The sequence below is a fragment of the Pseudomonas fluvialis genome, assembly GCF_002234375.1.
GTDB classification, from domain to species: Bacteria; Pseudomonadota; Gammaproteobacteria; order Pseudomonadales; family Pseudomonadaceae; genus Aquipseudomonas; species Aquipseudomonas fluvialis.
This window is the reverse complement of record NZ_NMQV01000027.1, coordinates 25,314-41,306: the sequence shown is the minus strand read 5'-3', so window position 1 is coordinate 41,306 and position 15,993 is coordinate 25,314. Positions and strand designations below refer to the sequence as shown.

The 15,993-nt window shown below is 61.2% G+C and carries 14 protein-coding genes and 1 tRNA gene; 8 read left to right on the top strand and 7 right to left on the bottom strand.

Annotated elements, in window-relative coordinates; translation table 11 throughout:
* Positions 1–182: 182 nt before the first annotated feature.
* From CFY91_RS14000 to CFY91_RS13985, 4 genes are all read right to left on the bottom strand, one after another.
* A complete protein-coding gene (locus CFY91_RS14000) occupies positions 183–3,014 on the bottom strand; it encodes a valine--tRNA ligase (protein ID WP_093986996.1) in 2,832 nt (943 codons plus the stop codon).
* 84 nt (positions 3,015–3,098) lie between these two features.
* The gene (locus tag CFY91_RS13995; protein WP_093986994.1) at positions 3,099–3,437 is read right to left on the bottom strand and encodes a DNA polymerase III subunit chi; all 339 of its coding nucleotides are present in this window, start codon (positions 3,435–3,437) and stop codon (positions 3,099–3,101) included.
* Between the two features lie 8 nt (positions 3,438–3,445).
* The gene (locus tag CFY91_RS13990) at positions 3,446–3,889 is read right to left on the bottom strand and encodes a DNA polymerase III subunit chi (protein WP_093986993.1); all 444 of its coding nucleotides are present in this window, start codon (positions 3,887–3,889) and stop codon (positions 3,446–3,448) included.
* A complete protein-coding gene (locus CFY91_RS13985; RefSeq protein WP_093986992.1) occupies positions 3,889–5,376 on the bottom strand; it encodes a leucyl aminopeptidase in 1,488 nt (495 codons plus the stop codon). The genes CFY91_RS13990 and CFY91_RS13985 overlap by 1 nt, the downstream gene beginning before the upstream one ends.
* Before the next feature lie 220 nt (positions 5,377–5,596).
* On the opposite strand from CFY91_RS13985, the gene lptF reads away from it, so the two are divergent.
* A complete protein-coding gene (lptF, locus tag CFY91_RS13980; protein ID WP_093986991.1) occupies positions 5,597–6,715 on the top strand; it encodes an LPS export ABC transporter permease LptF in 1,119 nt (372 codons plus the stop codon).
* Positions 6,708–7,769 carry an LPS export ABC transporter permease LptG gene (gene lptG / locus CFY91_RS13975; protein ID WP_093986990.1) on the top strand — a complete coding sequence of 354 codons (1,062 nt, stop codon included), beginning with the start codon at positions 6,708–6,710 and terminating at the stop codon, positions 7,767–7,769. Before lptF ends, lptG begins: the two co-directional genes overlap by 8 nt.
* Positions 7,770–7,778: 9 nt before the next feature.
* Here the strand turns inward: lptG and CFY91_RS13970 are convergent, their stop codons facing one another.
* Entirely contained in the window at positions 7,779–8,276 is a 498-nt protein-coding gene (locus CFY91_RS13970; RefSeq protein ID WP_093986989.1) for an RDD family protein, read from the bottom strand.
* Between the two features lie 97 nt (positions 8,277–8,373).
* On the bottom strand, positions 8,374–8,586 hold the full coding sequence (locus CFY91_RS13965) for a cold-shock protein (protein ID WP_084335705.1): 213 nt from the start codon (positions 8,584–8,586) through the stop codon (positions 8,374–8,376).
* Between the two features lie 707 nt (positions 8,587–9,293).
* Between CFY91_RS13965 and CFY91_RS13960 the strand changes: the two genes are divergently transcribed.
* Positions 9,294–11,447: an adenosylcobalamin-dependent ribonucleoside-diphosphate reductase gene (locus tag CFY91_RS13960; RefSeq protein ID WP_093986988.1), complete on the top strand. Its 2,154-nt coding sequence runs from the start codon at positions 9,294–9,296 to the stop codon at positions 11,445–11,447.
* Positions 11,448–11,509: 62 nt separating this feature from the next.
* Positions 11,510–12,214, top strand: coding sequence for a TSCPD domain-containing protein (locus tag CFY91_RS13955; protein ID WP_093986987.1), 705 nt, complete (start codon positions 11,510–11,512; stop codon positions 12,212–12,214).
* Positions 12,215–12,331: 117 nt separating this feature from the next.
* Here CFY91_RS13955 and CFY91_RS13950 read toward each other — a convergent pair.
* Positions 12,332–12,418 (bottom strand) — tRNA-Leu (locus CFY91_RS13950).
* Positions 12,419–12,559: 141 nt separating this feature from the next.
* Here CFY91_RS13950 and CFY91_RS13945 point away from each other — a divergent pair.
* The 4 genes from CFY91_RS13945 to yajC all read left to right on the top strand — a co-directional run bounded on the left by CFY91_RS13945 (position 12,560) and on the right by yajC (position 15,938).
* Positions 12,560–13,312, top strand: a complete 753-nt coding sequence (locus tag CFY91_RS13945; RefSeq protein ID WP_229727114.1) for a substrate-binding periplasmic protein — start codon at positions 12,560–12,562, stop codon at positions 13,310–13,312.
* 66 nt (positions 13,313–13,378) lie between these two features.
* Entirely contained in the window at positions 13,379–14,422 is a 1,044-nt protein-coding gene (gene queA / locus CFY91_RS13940; RefSeq protein ID WP_093986986.1) for a tRNA preQ1(34) S-adenosylmethionine ribosyltransferase-isomerase QueA, read from the top strand.
* Positions 14,423–14,442: 20 nt separating this feature from the next.
* A complete protein-coding gene (gene tgt / locus CFY91_RS13935; protein ID WP_165765333.1) occupies positions 14,443–15,558 on the top strand; it encodes a tRNA guanosine(34) transglycosylase Tgt in 1,116 nt (371 codons plus the stop codon).
* 41 nt (positions 15,559–15,599) lie between these two features.
* Positions 15,600–15,938 (top strand): preprotein translocase subunit YajC, encoded by a 339-nt coding sequence (yajC, locus tag CFY91_RS13930; RefSeq protein WP_093986984.1) that lies wholly within the window; start codon positions 15,600–15,602, stop codon positions 15,936–15,938.
* Positions 15,939–15,993 lie beyond the last annotated feature (55 nt).

Sequence of the window (15,993 nt, the reverse complement as noted above, 5' to 3'; positions counted from 1 at the left end):
ACGTTTTGAAAAGAATTCGTTGAGGATGTCCCATGGCCGCGCAGGATGCAAAAAGGATTGACGACTTGCCTTGATCACAGACGGTTTTTTCAGGAAAGAGGCCAGAAAGTCGCAGGGGCAGCCAACCCTCAGGGGCGCGCAGGAACTGCCCGCCCCGCCTGTTGGGCGGAGCGGGCAGGGCCTTACAGATTGGCGATCTTCTCGCGCTGCTCGACCAGTTTGGCCAGCGCCGCTTCGGCCTCGGCCAGCTTGGCGCGCTCCTTGTCGAGTACCTCGGCCGGCGCCTTGGCGACGAAGCCTTCATTAGCGAGCTTGCCGCCGACGCGCTGCACTTCGCCCTGCAGGCGCTGGATTTCCTTGTCCAGGCGCGCCAGCTCGGCGGCTTTGTCGATCAGCCCGGCCATCGGCACCAGTACCTGCATCTCGCCGACCAGGGCGGTGGCGGACATCGGCGCTTCCTCGCCAGCGGCCAGTACGCGTACCGATTCCAGCTTGGCCAGCTTGCTGAGCAGCGGCTCGAAGTCGGCCAGGCGGCGCAGGTCTTCGGTATTGGCGTTCTGCACGATGATGTCGATGCGCTTGGCCATGGAGATCTTCATCTCGCCACGGATCTGCCGTACGCCAAGCATCAGCTGCTTGACCCACTCGATGTCGCCTTCGGCAGCGGCGTCGATGCGGCTCTCGTTGGCCACCGGCCAGGCCTGCAGCATGATGGTCTCGCCGCTGACGCCAGCCTGGGGCTTGATGCGCTGCCAGATTTCTTCGGTGATGAAGGGCATGAACGGGTGGGCCAGGCGCAGGATCACTTCCAGCACGCGCACCAGGGTGCGGCGGGTGCCGCGCTGGCGCTCGATCGGCGCGTTTTCGTCCCACAATACCGGCTTGACCAGCTCCAGGTACCAGGCGCAGTACTCGTCCCAGATGAACTCGTAGAGGGCCTGGGCAGCCATGTCGAAGCGGAAGGCGTCGAGGTGGCGGGTGACGTCCTGCTCGCAGCGCTGCAGGGCGGAGATGATCCAGCGGTCGACCGGCGACAGGTCGACGGCCTCACCGTTGATGCCGGTGTCCTGGTTGTCGGTGTTCTCGATGACGAAGTTGGCGGCGTTCCACAGCTTGTTGCAGAAGTTGCGGTAGCCCTCGACGCGGCCCATGTCGAACTTGATGTCACGACCGGTGGAAGCCAGCGCCAGGTTGGTGAAGCGCAGGGCGTCGGTGCCGTAGGCGGCGATGCCTTCGGGGAACTCGGCGCGGGTCTGCTTGGCGATCTTCTCGGCCAGCTTGGGCTGCATCATGCCGCTGGTGCGCTTGGCCACCAGGGCTTCGAGGTCGATGCCGTCGACGATGTCCAGCGGGTCGAGCACGTTGCCCTTGGACTTGGACATCTTCTGGCCCTGACCGTCGCGCACCAGACCGTGCACGTACACGGTCTTGAACGGGATCTGCCCGGTCAGGTGGGTGGACAGCATGATCATCCGGGCGACCCAGAAGAAGATGATATCGAAGCCCGTTACAAGAACATCCGTGGGGTGGAAAGTCTTGAGGAAGTCGGTCTGCTGCGGCCAGCCGAGGGTGGAGAAGGTCCACAGGCCCGAGCTGAACCAGGTGTCCAGTACGTCTTCGTCCTGGCGCAGGGCGATGTCACCCAGGTTGTGCTTGGCGCGCACTTCCGCCTCGTCGCGGCCGACGTAGACGTTGCCGGCCTCGTCATACCAGGCCGGGATGCGGTGGCCCCACCACAGCTGACGGCTGATGCACCAGTCCTGGATGTCGCGCATCCAGCTGAAGTACATGTTCTCGTACTGCTTGGGCACGAACTGGATCTCGCCGCTCTCGACCACGGCGATGGCCTTCTCGGCCAGCGGCTTGGTGGAGACGTACCACTGGTCGGTCAGCCACGGCTCGATCACGGTGCCGGAACGGTCGCCCTTCGGCACTTTCAGCGCGTGGTCTTCGATCTTCTCCAGCAGACCGGCGGCCTCGAAGGCGGCGACGATCTGCTTGCGCGCGACGAAACGGTCGAGGCCGGCGTATTCGGCTGGCAGGCTGCCGTCGATCTCGGCATTGACGCTGCCGTCGATGTTGAACACCTGGGCCTTGGCGAGAACCTTGGCGTCCTTGTCGAAGATGTTGATCAGCGGCAGGTTGTGGCGCTTGCCGACTTCATAGTCGTTGAAGTCGTGGGCCGGGGTGATCTTCACGCAGCCGGTGCCGAACTCGGGGTCGCAGTAGTCGTCGGCGATAATCGGGATGCGCCGGCCCACCAGCGGCAGTTCGATGTAGCTGCCGATCAGCGCCTTGTAGCGCTCGTCTTCCGGGTGCACGGCCACGGCGGAGTCGCCGAGCATGGTTTCCGGGCGGGTGGTGGCGACGATCAGGTAGTCCAGGCCCTCGGCGGTCTTCTTGCCGTCGGCCAGCGGGTAGCGCAGGTTCCACAGGTGGCCCTTCTCGTCGTGGTTTTCCACTTCGAGGTCGGAGATGGCGGTGTGGAACTTGGTGTCCCAGTTGACCAGACGCTTGCCGCGGTAGATCAGGCCGTCCTGGTGCAGGCGCACGAAGGCTTCTTTAACAGCCTCGGACAGGCCTTCGTCCATGGTGAAACGCTCGCGCGACCAGTCCACCGAGCTGCCCAGGCGACGGATCTGCCGGGTGATGGTGCCACCGGACTGCTCCTTCCATTCCCAGACCTTCTCCAGGAACTTCTCGCGGCCCAGATCATGACGGCCGATGCCCTCGGCGGCCAGCTGGCGCTCGACCACCATCTGCGTGGCGATGCCCGCGTGGTCGGTGCCCGGCTGCCACAGGGTGTTGCGGCCCTGCATGCGGCGGAAGCGCACCAGGCAGTCCATGATCGAGTTGTTGAAGCCGTGGCCCATGTGCAGGCTGCCGGTGACGTTCGGCGGCGGGATCATGATGGTGTAGGGCTCGCCGGAACCTTGCGGGGCGAAGTAGTTGTTCGCTTCCCAGTTCTGGTACAGGGCGGTTTCGATGGCGTGGGGCTGGTAGGTCTTGTCCATGCGCGGCGGGACCCTTAGGGACGGCTAATGGGAAAGCCGGCAAGTATAACGGCAGGGGCTGATACCCGGCCAGCCACGCGCAGCTTAGCGCTGCTGTTCGCGCAGCAGGCGCTCCAGGCGCGCCTGCAGGCGACGACGCAGTTCTGCTTCGATCTGTGGAGCAAAGTCGTCCAGCACGTCCTGCAGGATCAGTTGTGCGGCGGCCCGCAGCTCGCTATCCAGGTCAATGCGTGGCGCGGTAGGCGGTACGGGCGCGGGCGGTGGCGCCACGATCTCAGAGAGCAGCGGAATGCTGTCCAGCGTGATGCTTTCGGTGAGCAGCGGTGGCTCGGCATCGGCCTGGGGTTCGTCGAGCAGAGCGCGGATCGATTCCAGATCGTGGAGCAGTTGGCTGGGGGCAGGGGCGGGTTTGAGGGTGTCCATGGCGCAGGTCAGAGTTCGACTCGGCGCGGATCATAGCCTTTCTGCCGGTAAAGACGGAAATTCTCCCGGCAGGCGGCCAGTTGTTGTGGCTCCTGGCTGACGATCTCGATGATCCGGCTGAAGCCTTGCAGGTGCTGGCAGAGCTGGCTGTGCAGGTTGATCAGCAGGCCCTGGCGGGCTTCCGGTGTTTCTTCAAGTCCCAGCACTACTGGAGCCGTCGGATTGTCGGCGTGGCGGTTGTGCGGAATGAAGGCTTCACCGCGAAAATGCCAGAGCAGTTCATCGAGGCTGGTCAGTTGCGCGTCATCCGTGCAGCGAATGAATACCGGCAGGCCGGCGCGCCAGCCCTTGCCCGCCAGTTGGCAGGCCGCGCGCAGGCGATCCTGCGCAGCAGCACTGCCCAGCACGTAGAACTCGACGCGCGGTGGCGTCAGCTGCACGGAGCTGTCCATCAGGCTTTGCAGCGTTCCAGCAGGTACTGGGTGAGCAGGGGTACCGGGCGACCTGTCGCGCCCTTGTCCTTGCCGCCGCTGATCCAGGCTGTGCCGGCGATATCCAGATGCGCCCAGTGGACGTTCTTGGCAAAGCGCGAGAGGAAGCAGCCGGCAGTGATGGTGCCGGCTTTCGGCCCGCCGATGTTGGCAATGTCGGCGAACGGGCTGTCCAGTTGCTCCTGGTATTCGTCGAGCAGCGGTAGCTGCCAGGCGCGGTCATCGGCGGCTTCACCGGCCTTGAGCAGTTGCTTGATCAGTGTGTCGTTGTTGCCCATCAGGCCGGAAACCTGGCTGCCTAGGGCGACGATACAGGCGCCCGTGAGGGTGGCGATGTCGATCACTGCCTGCGGCTTGAAGCGCTCGGCGTAGGTCAGGGTGTCGCACAGCACCAGACGGCCTTCGGCGTCGGTGTTGAGGATTTCCACGGTCTGTCCGCTCAGCGTGGTGACGATGTCGCCGGGGCGCGTGGCATGGCCGCTGGGCATGTTTTCGGCGCAGGCCAGCAGGCACACCAGGTTGATCGGCAGTTGCAGTTCCAGTACAGCCTTGAGGGTGCCGAGCACGCTGGCGGCGCCGCACATGTCGTACTTCATCTCATCCATGCCCAGGCCGGGCTTGAGGCTGATGCCACCGGTATCGAAGGTGATGCCTTTGCCGACCAAGGCGTAGGGGCGCTCATCCTTGCTCCCACCCTGGTAGTGCAGGGCGATCAGCCGCGGCGGTTGGGCGCTGCCCTGGCCTACGGCGAGGAAAGCTCCGGCGCCGAGCTTTTTCAGGTCTTTTTCGTCGAGTATCTCGACTTTTAGCTGCTTGTGAGTCTTGCCGAGGGCCTTGGCTTGTTCGGCCAGATAGCTGGGGTGGCAGACGTTGGGGGGCAGGTTGCCGAGGTCGCGGGTATAGGCCATGCCCAGGGCAATCGCCTGGGCATGCTGCAGGGCACGCTGGCTGTCGGCGAGGTGTTCGGCACTGCTCAGCAGGGTCAGTTTCTTGAGTTTGCTGGCGGCGGCCTTTTCGCTCTTGAACTGTTCGAAGAGATAACGGCCATCCAGCAGGCTTTCCGCGAGCAGACGAACCTTGCCGTAGACCTGGCGTCCCTTGACCTTGATGTCGTCGAACGCCAGCGTGGCATCACTGCCCGCCAGGCTTTTCAGTGTGCCGAGGGTGGCGCTGGCCAGCTTGCGCCATTGCCGGTCGGACAGTTCGCCCTTGCCGCTGCCAACCAGCAAAACACGCTCGGCCTTGCAGCCTGGCAGGTCGTGCAGCAGCAGGGTCTGCCCCGGCTTGCCAGCAAGATCGCCGCGCTTGAGCAGGCGGCTCAGTGCGCCAGCGCTGGCCTGGTCGACGCTGGCGGCCAGGCTGCCCAGTTTGCCGCCCTCGGCAATGCTGAGCACCAGTGTGGCGGTCTTCACGGTTTCCGGGCGGGCATGTTTGGCAAGCAGTTGCATGATGAGGAGTCCCCAAGACAAACGGTCGGGATTGCAGGATAATGCCGGTCTTTTTCGCGCTGCCCTGTATGGGCTATGGCGCTGCGGCTGCGCTGATGCGGCTGTGCTGTCCCCCGGCAGGAAGGTGCTGGCCTGGAAGGCTGGCGCCTGTCGTGTAGGGCAGTGCGAGCCTAGTTTGAGCGCAGCGGCCCGAGCCTGACAACCCTGGAGTGTCACCGCGTTGATCGTCTTTCGTTACCTTGCCCGTGAAGTGCTCTTGACCCTGGCTGCCGTCTCGGCGGTGCTGTTGGTGATCATCATGAGTGGGCGCTTCATCAAGTACCTGGCCCAGGCTGCTCAGGGATTGCTCGATCCCGGTGTGCTGCTGCTCATCATGGCCTACCGGATTCCCGGTTTTTTGCAGCTCATTTTGCCGCTGGGGCTGTTTCTCGGCATTCTGCTGGCCTACGGTCGCCTCTATCTGGATAGCGAAATGACTGTATTGTCGGCGACCGGCATGAGCCAGCAGCGCTTGCTCGGCTACAGCCTGGCGCCGGCATTGCTGGTCGCGCTGCTGGCCGGCTGGTTGAGCATGGGGCTGGCGCCACAGGGCGTGGCAAGCGTGGCGCGTATCCTCAACGAGCAGGAGGCCATGACCGAGTTCGATACCCTGGTGCCAGGGCGTTTCCAGGCGATGAAAAATGCTACGCGGGTAACCTATAGCGAATCGCTTAGCGAAGACCGGCAACTGCTCAATGATGTGTTCATCTCGGAGAAGCGTCTGCAGAGTGACGGCAAGGATGGCGGGATTGCCGTGCTGGTTGCCGAGCAGGGTTACCAGGAGGTGCGCGCCGATGGTCAGCGCTACCTGATCCTGCAAAATGGCTATCGCTATGATGGGCAGCCCGGGCAGGCGGACTACCGGGTGATTCGCTATGACACCTACGGTGTATTGCTGCCCAAGCCCGAGGTGGCAGGTGAGTTGAGTGAGCGCGAAGCCCTGCCGACCCGTGCGCTGTTGCAGAGCGACAACCTGCGTGAGCAGGCCGAACTGCAGTGGCGCTTGTCCATGCCGCTGCTGGTGTTTGTCGTGACGTTGCTGGCGGTCCCGCTGTCGCGGGTCAATCCGCGGCAGGGACGATTCCTCAAGTTATTGCCGGCCATTCTGCTGTACATGGCCTACCTGGCTTTGTTGATTGCCGCGCGCGGTCAGCTGGACAAGGGTAAGCTGCCGTTGGCGCTGGGCCTGTGGTGGGTTCATGGCCTGTTCCTCATGGTGGGTTTGCTGCTGTTGTACTGGGAGCCGCTGCGCCTGAAGTGGGCGGAGCTTCGCGCGCGTCGGGAGGTGGCTCGTGGTTAAGCTGGATCGCTATATCGGTACGCAGGTGTTTTTCAGCATCCTCGCGGTGCTGGGCATTATTCTCGGCCTGGCGCTGCTGTTTGCCTTCATCGATGAGCTGGGGGATGTGCAAGGAAAGTATGGCCTTGGTGAGGCGCTCAGCTATGTCATGCTGACGGCACCGCGGCGTGCCTATGAAATGCTGCCGATGGCCGCGTTGATTGGCAGCCTGATCGGCCTGGGTAGCCTGGCCAGCAACAGTGAACTAACCATCATGCGTGCGGCCGGGGTGTCCATCGGGCGTATTGTCTGGGCCGTGATGAAGCCTTTATTGGTGTTGATGTTGGCGGGCATCCTGCTGGGCGAGTACCTGGCGCCGTGGAGTGAGAATATCGCCCAGTCGCAGCGTTCCATGGCTCAGGGTGGTGGTGATGCACAAAGTGCCAAGCGCGGGTTGTGGCATCGTCAGGGCGATGAATTCGTGCATATCAATGCCGTGCAGCCCAATGGCGTGTTGTATGGCGTGACACGTTATCAATTCGATGACGCGCGGCGCATTCAGTTTTCCAGCTTTGCCCGGCGAGCTACTTTCCAGGGTGATCACTGGCTGCTGGAGGATGTGCAGAGCACCTTCTTCCGTGAGGGGCGTACCGAGGTGGTGACGGATATCACCTTGCCCTGGGCGGTGCAGCTCAAGCCTGAGCTGTTGTCGACGGTGATCATGGAGCCGGAAAGCCTGTCGATCACAGGGCTGTGGCAATACACCCACTACCTGGCAGAGCAGGGGCTGAATAACGGTCGCTACTGGCTGGCGTTCTGGGTCAAGGTGCTGCAGCCGCTGGTGACTGCCGCGCTGGTGTTGATGGCTATTTCCTTCATCTTTGGCCCGTTGCGCTCGGTGACGCTCGGTCAGCGGGTGTTCACCGGGGTGGTGATCGGCTTCGTGGTGCGAATCAGCCAGGATCTGCTGGGGCCGGCCAGTCTGGTGTTCGGTTTCTCGCCGCTGCTGGCGGTGTTGATTCCGGCAGGGGCTTGCGCCCTGGCTGGCTTCTGGTTGTTGCGGCGCGCCGGCTAGCGCGCCGGATTACTTCTTGTGGGCATCCTTGGGGAGCTGTACCACGATGCTCTCCGAGTAGGCGTCATGCCATGTGCGCCCCTGCTTGTCCCAAAGCATCCAGAGGAAGCCCAGGCCGGCAAATAGCCATGAGCCGATCGCAACAATGAAGCGCAGCAGTGCCTGCCACAAATCAATAGCTGTGCCGTCGGTATTCTGGATGCGCAAACCCCAGGCCTGCATGCCCAGAGTCTGGCCATTGTGTGTCCAGAATTTGGCGTAGAAGGCGAAGAGTCCGAGTAACACCAGGCTGGCCAGCAGGGGGTCGCGATCCAGGGCGCCGGCTTGTGACATGGCCAATAGTTGTTCGCTGCCATAAACCAAGCGTAATACGGCCTGCTGGTAGACAAGGGTAATCACCATCATCAGTGCCACGCTGAGCAGGAAGTCATAGAAACAGGCGGCCAGGCGGCGAGCCAGGCTGGCGCGGGGGTATTGCCCGGGAGGGCGGAGCATATGCTTGGGCATGAGAAGGGTCGCTGGGGTTGCTGGTGCGCGGATTGTAAAAGGCAGCGGGCATAAAAAAACCCCTGATGTCGCCATCAGGGGTTTTTCAGACAGCGGCTTAGCCCAGGATCTGGACCTTGTCAGCCTGCATGCCTTTCTGACCTTGTACGGCTTCGAAGGAAACCTTCTGGCCTTCTTTCAGGCTCTTGAAGCCGTTACCTTCGATAGCGCGGAAGTGTACGAACAGATCCGGGCCGCTCTCGGGAGTGATGAAACCAAAGCCCTTCTCGTCGTTGAACCACTTGACGGTACCGGTTTGACGATTCGACATGTCTTATTTCCTTGAAACTAGAGTTGATGACAGCCCTCTCCGGGGATATGCGGAAAGGCTGGGACTGGTTGCAGAGAGTAAGAGAAGTCGAGCGGGATGTAGCGGATCGGGAGGATCTACTGCACCAGGTCACGATTCAACAGCGACCCATGCAAACACAGTGAGGTCACTGTACGCCAAGTGCGGAAATAAAAACAAGCCCTGCGGGCACGACAAAACCTGCCTCGCCATTCGCCGCAGGCGCACTCGGGCCGGCGGGGCTGATGAAGCAGAAATCAGGTACATAACTGTAGGCAACGCGAAACCACCGAGAAGTAGTGGTCTCGTCCGACAGGAGCGCCGGACGCCTGAATTGCGTTGCCGCACATCGTATTGCTAGGGCAAACATGAAGCTGGCTTTTAGCCAAGGGCGCGCATGTTACAGAAAAGTGCTGGCATTTGCCAGTGATCCATGCGTAGCCGACGAGTGGCATGCGGCCTTGTGAACTGTGTCGTGCAGCTGGGTTTGTAGTTCTGCATGCAGTAAAAAGCGTCGTTGTAAAGTCTTGAAAGTCACCATATGCAGGCATAGGATGCCCGCCATCTCACAACATCTAGTATTTTGCCGTTCAGCGCTCAATGCCGCGCGATACGCGGCTTTTAGCCCTGTTGCGCGCTGCTCGGTAGTGAACAACAAACACAATGGTCGCATCGATCAGGAGAGAAAGATGACTCAGTCAGCCAAGGTGCAGCGCTTGCGCGAAGGTGTCTGCGAAATTCCGATGCAGTCTGCATCCGAGGATATCTGGGACAAGAAATACCGCCTGAAAACCAAGGATGGCCAGCCGATCGACAGTACGGTCGATGCGACCTATCAGCGTGTGGCGCGTGCCCTGGCCGAGGTTGAGGACAAGAAGGTTCGTCAGCACTGGTACGAGCAGTTCCTCTGGGCGTTGCGCCATGGTGCCATTCCCGCCGGGCGTATTACCTCCAACGCCGGCGCGCTGGAGCACAAGCCTGCTACCTCGACTATCAACTGTACGGTGTCGGCGACCATCGGCGATTCCATGGACGACATCCTGGCCAAGTTGCACGAGGCGGGCCTGACCCTCAAGGCTGGTTGTGGTATCGGCTATGAGTTCTCCACCCTGCGTCCGCGTGGTGCCTACGTGTCTGGTGCCGGTGCCTATACCTCCGGTCCGCTGTCGTTCATGGATATCTACGACAAGATGTGCTTTACCGTCTCTTCGGCCGGTGGGCGACGCGGCGCTCAGATGGCGACCTTCGATGTCGGTCATCCGGATGTCATGGACTTCATCCGCGCCAAGCGTGAGGGCGGTCGTCTGCGCCAGTTCAACCTGTCGCTGCTGATCACCGAAGGCTTCATGCAGGCGGTCGAGGATGATGCCGATTGGCCGCTGGCCTTCCCGCTGACGCCCGAAGAGGCACAGGTCGACGGTATTGATGTCAATGATCCCAGTCAGGTGATCTGGCGTGAGTGGTCGACCCGCGAGCGTTATATCAGCCGCGCCGATGGCCTGGTGGCCTGTCGCATCTTCCGTACCCTGAAGGCACGGCGTATCTGGGACATGATCATGTCCTCGACCTATGACTTTGCCGAGCCGGGCTTCATTCTCATCGATCGTGTCAATGAGATGAACAACAACTGGTTCTGCGAGGAAATTCGCGCCACCAATCCCTGTGGCGAGCAGCCGTTGCCGCCGCATGGTGCCTGTCTGCTGGGTTCGGTGAACCTGACCCTGTTCGTACGCGATCCGTTTACCGACAAGGCACGTTTCGATTGGGACGAGTACCGCAAGGTCGTGGATATCTTTACCCGCATGCTCGACAACGTGGTGGAGATCAACGGTCTGCCGCTGCCTGAGCAGCGTGAGGAGATTTACCGCAAGCGCCGTCACGGCATGGGCTTCCTGGGGCTTGGCTCGGCCATGACCATGCTGCGTATGAAGTACGGCGATGCGGCGTCGCTGGAGTTCACCGAGCAGGTTTCGCGTGAAATGGCCTTGCAGGGCTGGCGTAGCGCGTTGCAGTTGGCTGAAGAAAAAGGCCCGGCACCGATCATGGATGAGGACTTCACGGTGACCGAGGCGATGCTGGCGCGTCGCCCGGAAATGGCTGCGGATGGCTACCAGGCCGGCGATACGATCAAGGGGCGCCTGCTGTGGGCACGCTATAGCCGCTACATGCAGCAGGTGGCGGCGGTGGAGCCGGAGCTGGCTCAGGCGCTGGCCGAGAAGGGGGGGCGCTTTACCCATCACAGCTCGATCGCGCCGACCGGGACCATTTCCCTGTCGCTGGCCAACAATGCCTCCAACGGCATCGAGCCGAGCTTTGCTCACCATTACTTCCGCAATGTGATTCGCGAAGGCAAGAAGTCCAAGGAAAAGGTCGATGTGTTCAGCTTCGAGCTGCTGGCCTATCGGCAGCTGATCAATGCCGATGCACTGCCGAGCATGGATGAAGCTACGCGCAACCTGCCGGACTATTTCATCGCTGCGGATGACGTGAGTCCGATGCAGCACGTTGACGTGCAGGCCGCTGCCCAGAAGTGGGTGGATTCTTCCATCTCGAAGACTGCCAACGTGCCGACCGATTATCCCTATGAGGATTTCAAGGACATCTACCGTTATGCCTGGCGCAAGGGGCTCAAGGGCTGCACTACCTTCCGTTTCAATCCGGAGGCCTTCCAGGGCGTACTGGTCAAGGAGCAGGACCTGGCCAACACCACTTACCGTTTCAAGCTGGAGGATGGCTCGGTGATCGAGGCCAAAGGCGGCGACGAAATCGAATATGACGGTGAAACCCATACCGCCGCCAACCTTTATGACGCCTTGAAAGAAGGCTACTACGGGAAATTCTGACCTGCTGGGCAGCCAGGCCATGACCGGCTGCCCGCGGCATGACGAACGATCAGGACAATAATATGGCTATCAAAATAACCAGCAAAATCGTCGACTACGAAGTGGCCAAGCCGGATGCGCAGCCGCAGCCGCCGCAGGAATTGCAGGCGGCGACGCCGCTGGAGGAAATGCACGAGAAACTCAAGCGCCCGGAAAACCTTGAGGGTGCCACTTACAAGATCAAGACACCGCACTCCGAGCATGCGCTCTATGTAACCATCAATGATGTGGTGCTCAATCCGGGGAGCGATCACGAGAGCCGGCGTCCCTTCGAGATCTTCATCAATTCGAAGAACATGGAACACTACCAGTGGATTTCGGCGCTGACCCTGATTATCTCCGCGGTATTCCGCAAGGGCGGCGATTGCACCTTCCTGGTCGAAGAGCTGCGCAGTGTGTTTGACCCCAAGGGCGGCTACATGAAACGCGGCGGGCGCTGGATGCCGTCGCTGGTGGCCGAGATCGGCGATGTGCTGGAATTGCACATGAAGAAAATCGGCCTGCTCAAGGATGAAATCGATGAGCACCAAAAGGCTTATCTGGAGCAGAAGCGTGCCGAGTTCGTGCAGGCAACCCAGCCGCCGAAAGCGGTGGATGCCGAGTGTGACGACAGCAATGCGGCTTATCCGGAAGGTGCGCAGATGTGCGGCAAGTGCCACACCAAGGCGATGATCCAGATGGATGGCTGCCTGACCTGCCTGAATTGCGGCGACAGCAAGTGCGGCTGAGCCGTTGATTGACCTTAGCAGCCGGCCCATGTGGCCGGTTTTGCTTTCTGCAGACATGAAAAAACCGGCTCATGGCCGGCTTTCATGTTCAGCCTGTATAGGCTGGGTGTGGCTGTATGGTGCCCCGGGAGAGACTCGAACTCTCACGTTGTTACCAACGGCGGATTTTGAATCCGCTGCGTCTACCGATTCCGCCACCGAGGCTTGTGGCGGCGCAGTATAGGGAGGCGTCTCCGGGTGGTCAATCGTCGGGTGCGCCGTAGATGGATTTTCTGCACTCAGGTCATGCTATGCCTGCAGTGAAGCGTGCGTTGTAGCGTATGGCGGGGAATAGGGAGAGGGCGCGTGCGCAAAGGCTATGCATATGGACTGGTCCTGGGTTGGCTGGTCTTGTCGAACAGTGTGTGTGCGGAAACGCTGCGCTATGCAGTCAGTGACGAAAGCTGGCCGCCCTACTGGGTGGTGGAGGAGGGGCGTATCAGCGGCGTGTTCAGCGAGGTTATGACGGAGCTTGAGCGTCGTCTGGATGTTGAGTTGCAAGCGGCACGACCTGTGCCTCCGCTGCGCGCGCAGAAACAGTTTGCCGATGGCCAGGTGCAGTTGGAATGCTGTGTCAGTCAGGCCTGGCGAACGGCGCCCGAGCAGCAGGCCGTGACCCTGTGGAGCGAGCCTTTGTTGGAGGCGCAGGCGCTGCTGGTGTTTCCCCGAGGCAAGGCGTTTACCTATGCCGCCTTGCGCGACCTGCGTGGCAAGACGATCGCCACCGTGCGCGGCTACGGCTATGCCGGCAGTCAGTACTTTCGTCGCCTGGATGGCCCGGATGGCCTGACGTTACTGGAACAGGTCGCCAAGGGGCGCAGTCACGCGGGGATTATTGATCGCCTTGAACTGGCCTATCTGCGCCACCGACATGCTGAACTAGGCTGGTTGCTTAGTGATATCGAGGAGGGGCCGTTGGTGAGCCGTTCCGCGTTGCGAGTACGTCTGCATGTGAGTCGTCAGGCATGGTTGCCGGCGTTGAACGCGGCGATTCTTGGCATGCGTCGAGACGGTGCCCTGCAGGACATTCTGGCGCGTTATGCCGCGCCGCTACCTTGAGTGGGTGCATGGTCGCCTGACAGGCTTTCCGGTAAGCTTGCGCACCTTTTTCAAGATCTGCCTGTTATGCGCGTTGCCGATTTTCACTTTGAGTTGCCCGACGAGCTGATTGCCCGCTATCCCCTGGCTGAGCGCCGAGACAGTCGCCTGCTGGTGCTGGAGGGGCCCAGTGGGGCGCTCTCCCATCGACGCTTTCCCGACTTGTTGGATTTCCTTGCACCGGGTGACCTGTTGGTGTTCAACAACACCCGGGTGATTCCGGCGCGTCTGTTCGGACGCAAGGTCAGTGGTGGCAAGTTGGAGATATTGGTCGAGCGTGTGCTCGATGAATATCGTGTGCTGGCCCATGTGCGCTCGAGCAAGTCCCCCAAGCCGGGAAGCCTGATCGACATCGACGGTGCCGGAAAGGCGCGCATGCTGGCCCGGCATGACGCTTTGTTCGAGCTGTCCTTTGCCGAGCCGGTGCTGGGTTTGCTTGAGCGTGTCGGGCATATGCCGCTGCCACCCTATATCGACCGTGCCGATGAGGGCAGTGACCGCGAGCGTTACCAGACGGTGTACGCCGAGCGTGCCGGCGCGGTGGCCGCACCTACTGCGGGGCTGCATTTTGACCAGGCGTTGTTGCAGGCGCTGGCGGACAAAGGCGTCGAGCGCGCCTTCGTGACCTTGCACGTCGGGGCTGGGACCTTTCAGCCCGTGCGCGTCGAGCGTATTGAAGACCACCAGATGCACAGCGAGTGGCTGGAAGTCAGCCAGGCTGTGGTGGACGCCGTGGAGGCCTGTCGTGCGCGTGGCGGGCGGGTGGTTGCGGTGGGGACGACCAGTGTGCGCTCACTGGAGACCGCCGCCCGTGATGGCGTGCTGAAACCGTTCTGTGGCGATACGGATATTTTCATCTACCCCGGTCGGCCGTTCCATGTGGTGGATGCGCTGGTCACCAACTTCCACCTGCCCGAATCGACCTTGCTCATGCTGGTTTCGGCATTTGCCGGTTATGCGCAGACTATGGCGGCCTATCAGGCTGCGGTGCGCGAAGGGTATCGTTTCTTCAGTTATGGTGATGCCATGTTCATCACCCGCAATCCCGCCGCACGCGGGCCCGAGGTTTGAGTATGTCGCGCACCTGTCGCATGTCCTTCGAATTGTTGGCGACCGATGGCAAGGCGCGCCGCGGTCGTCTGAGCTTCCCGCGTGGTGTAGTGGAAACCCCGGCGTTCATGCCGGTGGGCACCTATGGCACGGTCAAGGGCATGCTGCCTCGGGATATCGAGGCGATCGGCGCGCAGATCATTCTGGGCAATACCTTCCACCTGTGGCTGCGTCCGGGCACGGAGATCATCCGTCGGCATGGTGATCTGCATGATTTCATGCAGTGGCAAGGGCCGATCCTCACCGATTCAGGTGGTTTTCAGGTGTTCAGCCTGGGGGCGTTGCGCAAGATCAAGGAGGAGGGCGTGTATTTTTCCTCGCCTGTCGACGGTGCCAAGGTCTTCATGGGGCCGGAAGAGTCGATGCAGGTGCAGCGCGAGCTGGGCTCGGACATTGTGATGATTTTCGATGAGTGCACGCCGTACCCGGCCGAGTTTGATGTGGCCAAGCGCTCCATGGAGCTGTCGCTGCGCTGGGCCAAGCGTTCCAAGGACGCGCATGGTGACAACAGCGCGGCGCTGTTCGGTATTGTCCAGGGTGGTATGCACGAGGCGTTGCGCCTGCGTTCGCTGGAGGGGCTGGAAGAGATCGGCTTCGATGGTCTGGCGATCGGTGGCTTGTCGGTCGGTGAGCCGAAAGAGGAAATGATCCGTGTCTTGGATTTTCTGCCGCCACACATGCCGGCTGACAAGCCGCGCTACCTGATGGGCGTAGGTAAGCCGGAGGATCTGGTCGAGGGCGTGCGGCGCGGCATCGATATGTTTGATTGCGTCATGCCCACGCGCAACGCGCGCAATGGTCATCTGTTCATTGATACGGGTGTGCTGAAGATTCGTAATGCCGTGCACAAACATGACGATTCGCCGCTGGACCCTGCCTGCGACTGTTACACCTGCACACACTTCTCCCGAGCCTACCTGCATCACCTGGATAAATGTGGCGAAATGCTGGGTAGCATGCTCAATACCATCCATAACCTGCGTCATTATCAGCGTCTGATGGCTGGTTTGCGTGAGGCTATTCAACAAGGTACATTGGCCGCCTTCGTTGAAGCCTTCTACGCCAAGCGGGGGCTTCCCGTGCCGCCGCTGGACTGAAAAATTCCAACACTTCCAATATCTTGCAACAGGAGCAAGTCATGAGCTTTCTGATTCCCGCCGCCTATGCCGACGCAGCCGCCCCGGCTGCCGCTGCCCCTGCCGGCAGTGGTTTCGAGTGGGTATTCCTGCTGGGCTTCCTGGTCATCTTCTATCTGATGATCTGGCGTCCCCAGGCCAAGCGCGCCAAAGAACACAAGAACCTGATTGGTGGCTTGCAGAAGGGTGATGAGGTGGTCACCAGCGGTGGTATTGCCGGTAAGGTCATCAAGGTCAGCGACGACTTCGTGGTGATCGAAGTGTCCGATACCGTGGAACTGAAGATCCAGAAAGTGGCCATTGCCGCAGCGCTGCCCAAAGGTACGCTGAAAGCCATCTGAGTTCCGGGCAGGTTGTGACCGGCTTCAAACTCATTCCCCGGGGCGCACAAGCGCC

Coding starts and splice junctions, on each gene's coding strand:
- CFY91_RS14000 (WP_093986996.1), bottom strand. CDS start 3,014: ATGGACAAGACCTACCAGCCCCACGCCATCGAAACCGCCCTGTACCAG.
- CFY91_RS13995 (WP_093986994.1), bottom strand. CDS start 3,437: ATGGACACCCTCAAACCCGCCCCTGCCCCCAGCCAACTGCTCCACGAT.
- CFY91_RS13990 (WP_093986993.1), bottom strand. CDS start 3,889: ATGGACAGCTCCGTGCAGCTGACGCCACCGCGCGTCGAGTTCTACGTG.
- CFY91_RS13985 (WP_093986992.1), bottom strand. CDS start 5,376: ATGCAACTGCTTGCCAAACATGCCCGCCCGGAAACCGTGAAGACCGCC.
- CFY91_RS13970 (WP_093986989.1), bottom strand. CDS start 8,276: ATGCCCAAGCATATGCTCCGCCCTCCCGGGCAATACCCCCGCGCCAGC.
- CFY91_RS13965 (WP_084335705.1), bottom strand. CDS start 8,586: ATGTCGAATCGTCAAACCGGTACCGTCAAGTGGTTCAACGACGAGAAG.
- CFY91_RS13960 (WP_093986988.1), top strand. CDS start 9,294: ATGACTCAGTCAGCCAAGGTGCAGCGCTTGCGCGAAGGTGTCTGCGAA.
- CFY91_RS13955 (WP_093986987.1), top strand. CDS start 11,510: ATGGCTATCAAAATAACCAGCAAAATCGTCGACTACGAAGTGGCCAAG.
- queA (WP_093986986.1), top strand. CDS start 13,379: ATGCGCGTTGCCGATTTTCACTTTGAGTTGCCCGACGAGCTGATTGCC.
- tgt (WP_165765333.1), top strand. CDS start 14,443: ATGTCCTTCGAATTGTTGGCGACCGATGGCAAGGCGCGCCGCGGTCGT.
- yajC (WP_093986984.1), top strand. CDS start 15,600: ATGAGCTTTCTGATTCCCGCCGCCTATGCCGACGCAGCCGCCCCGGCT.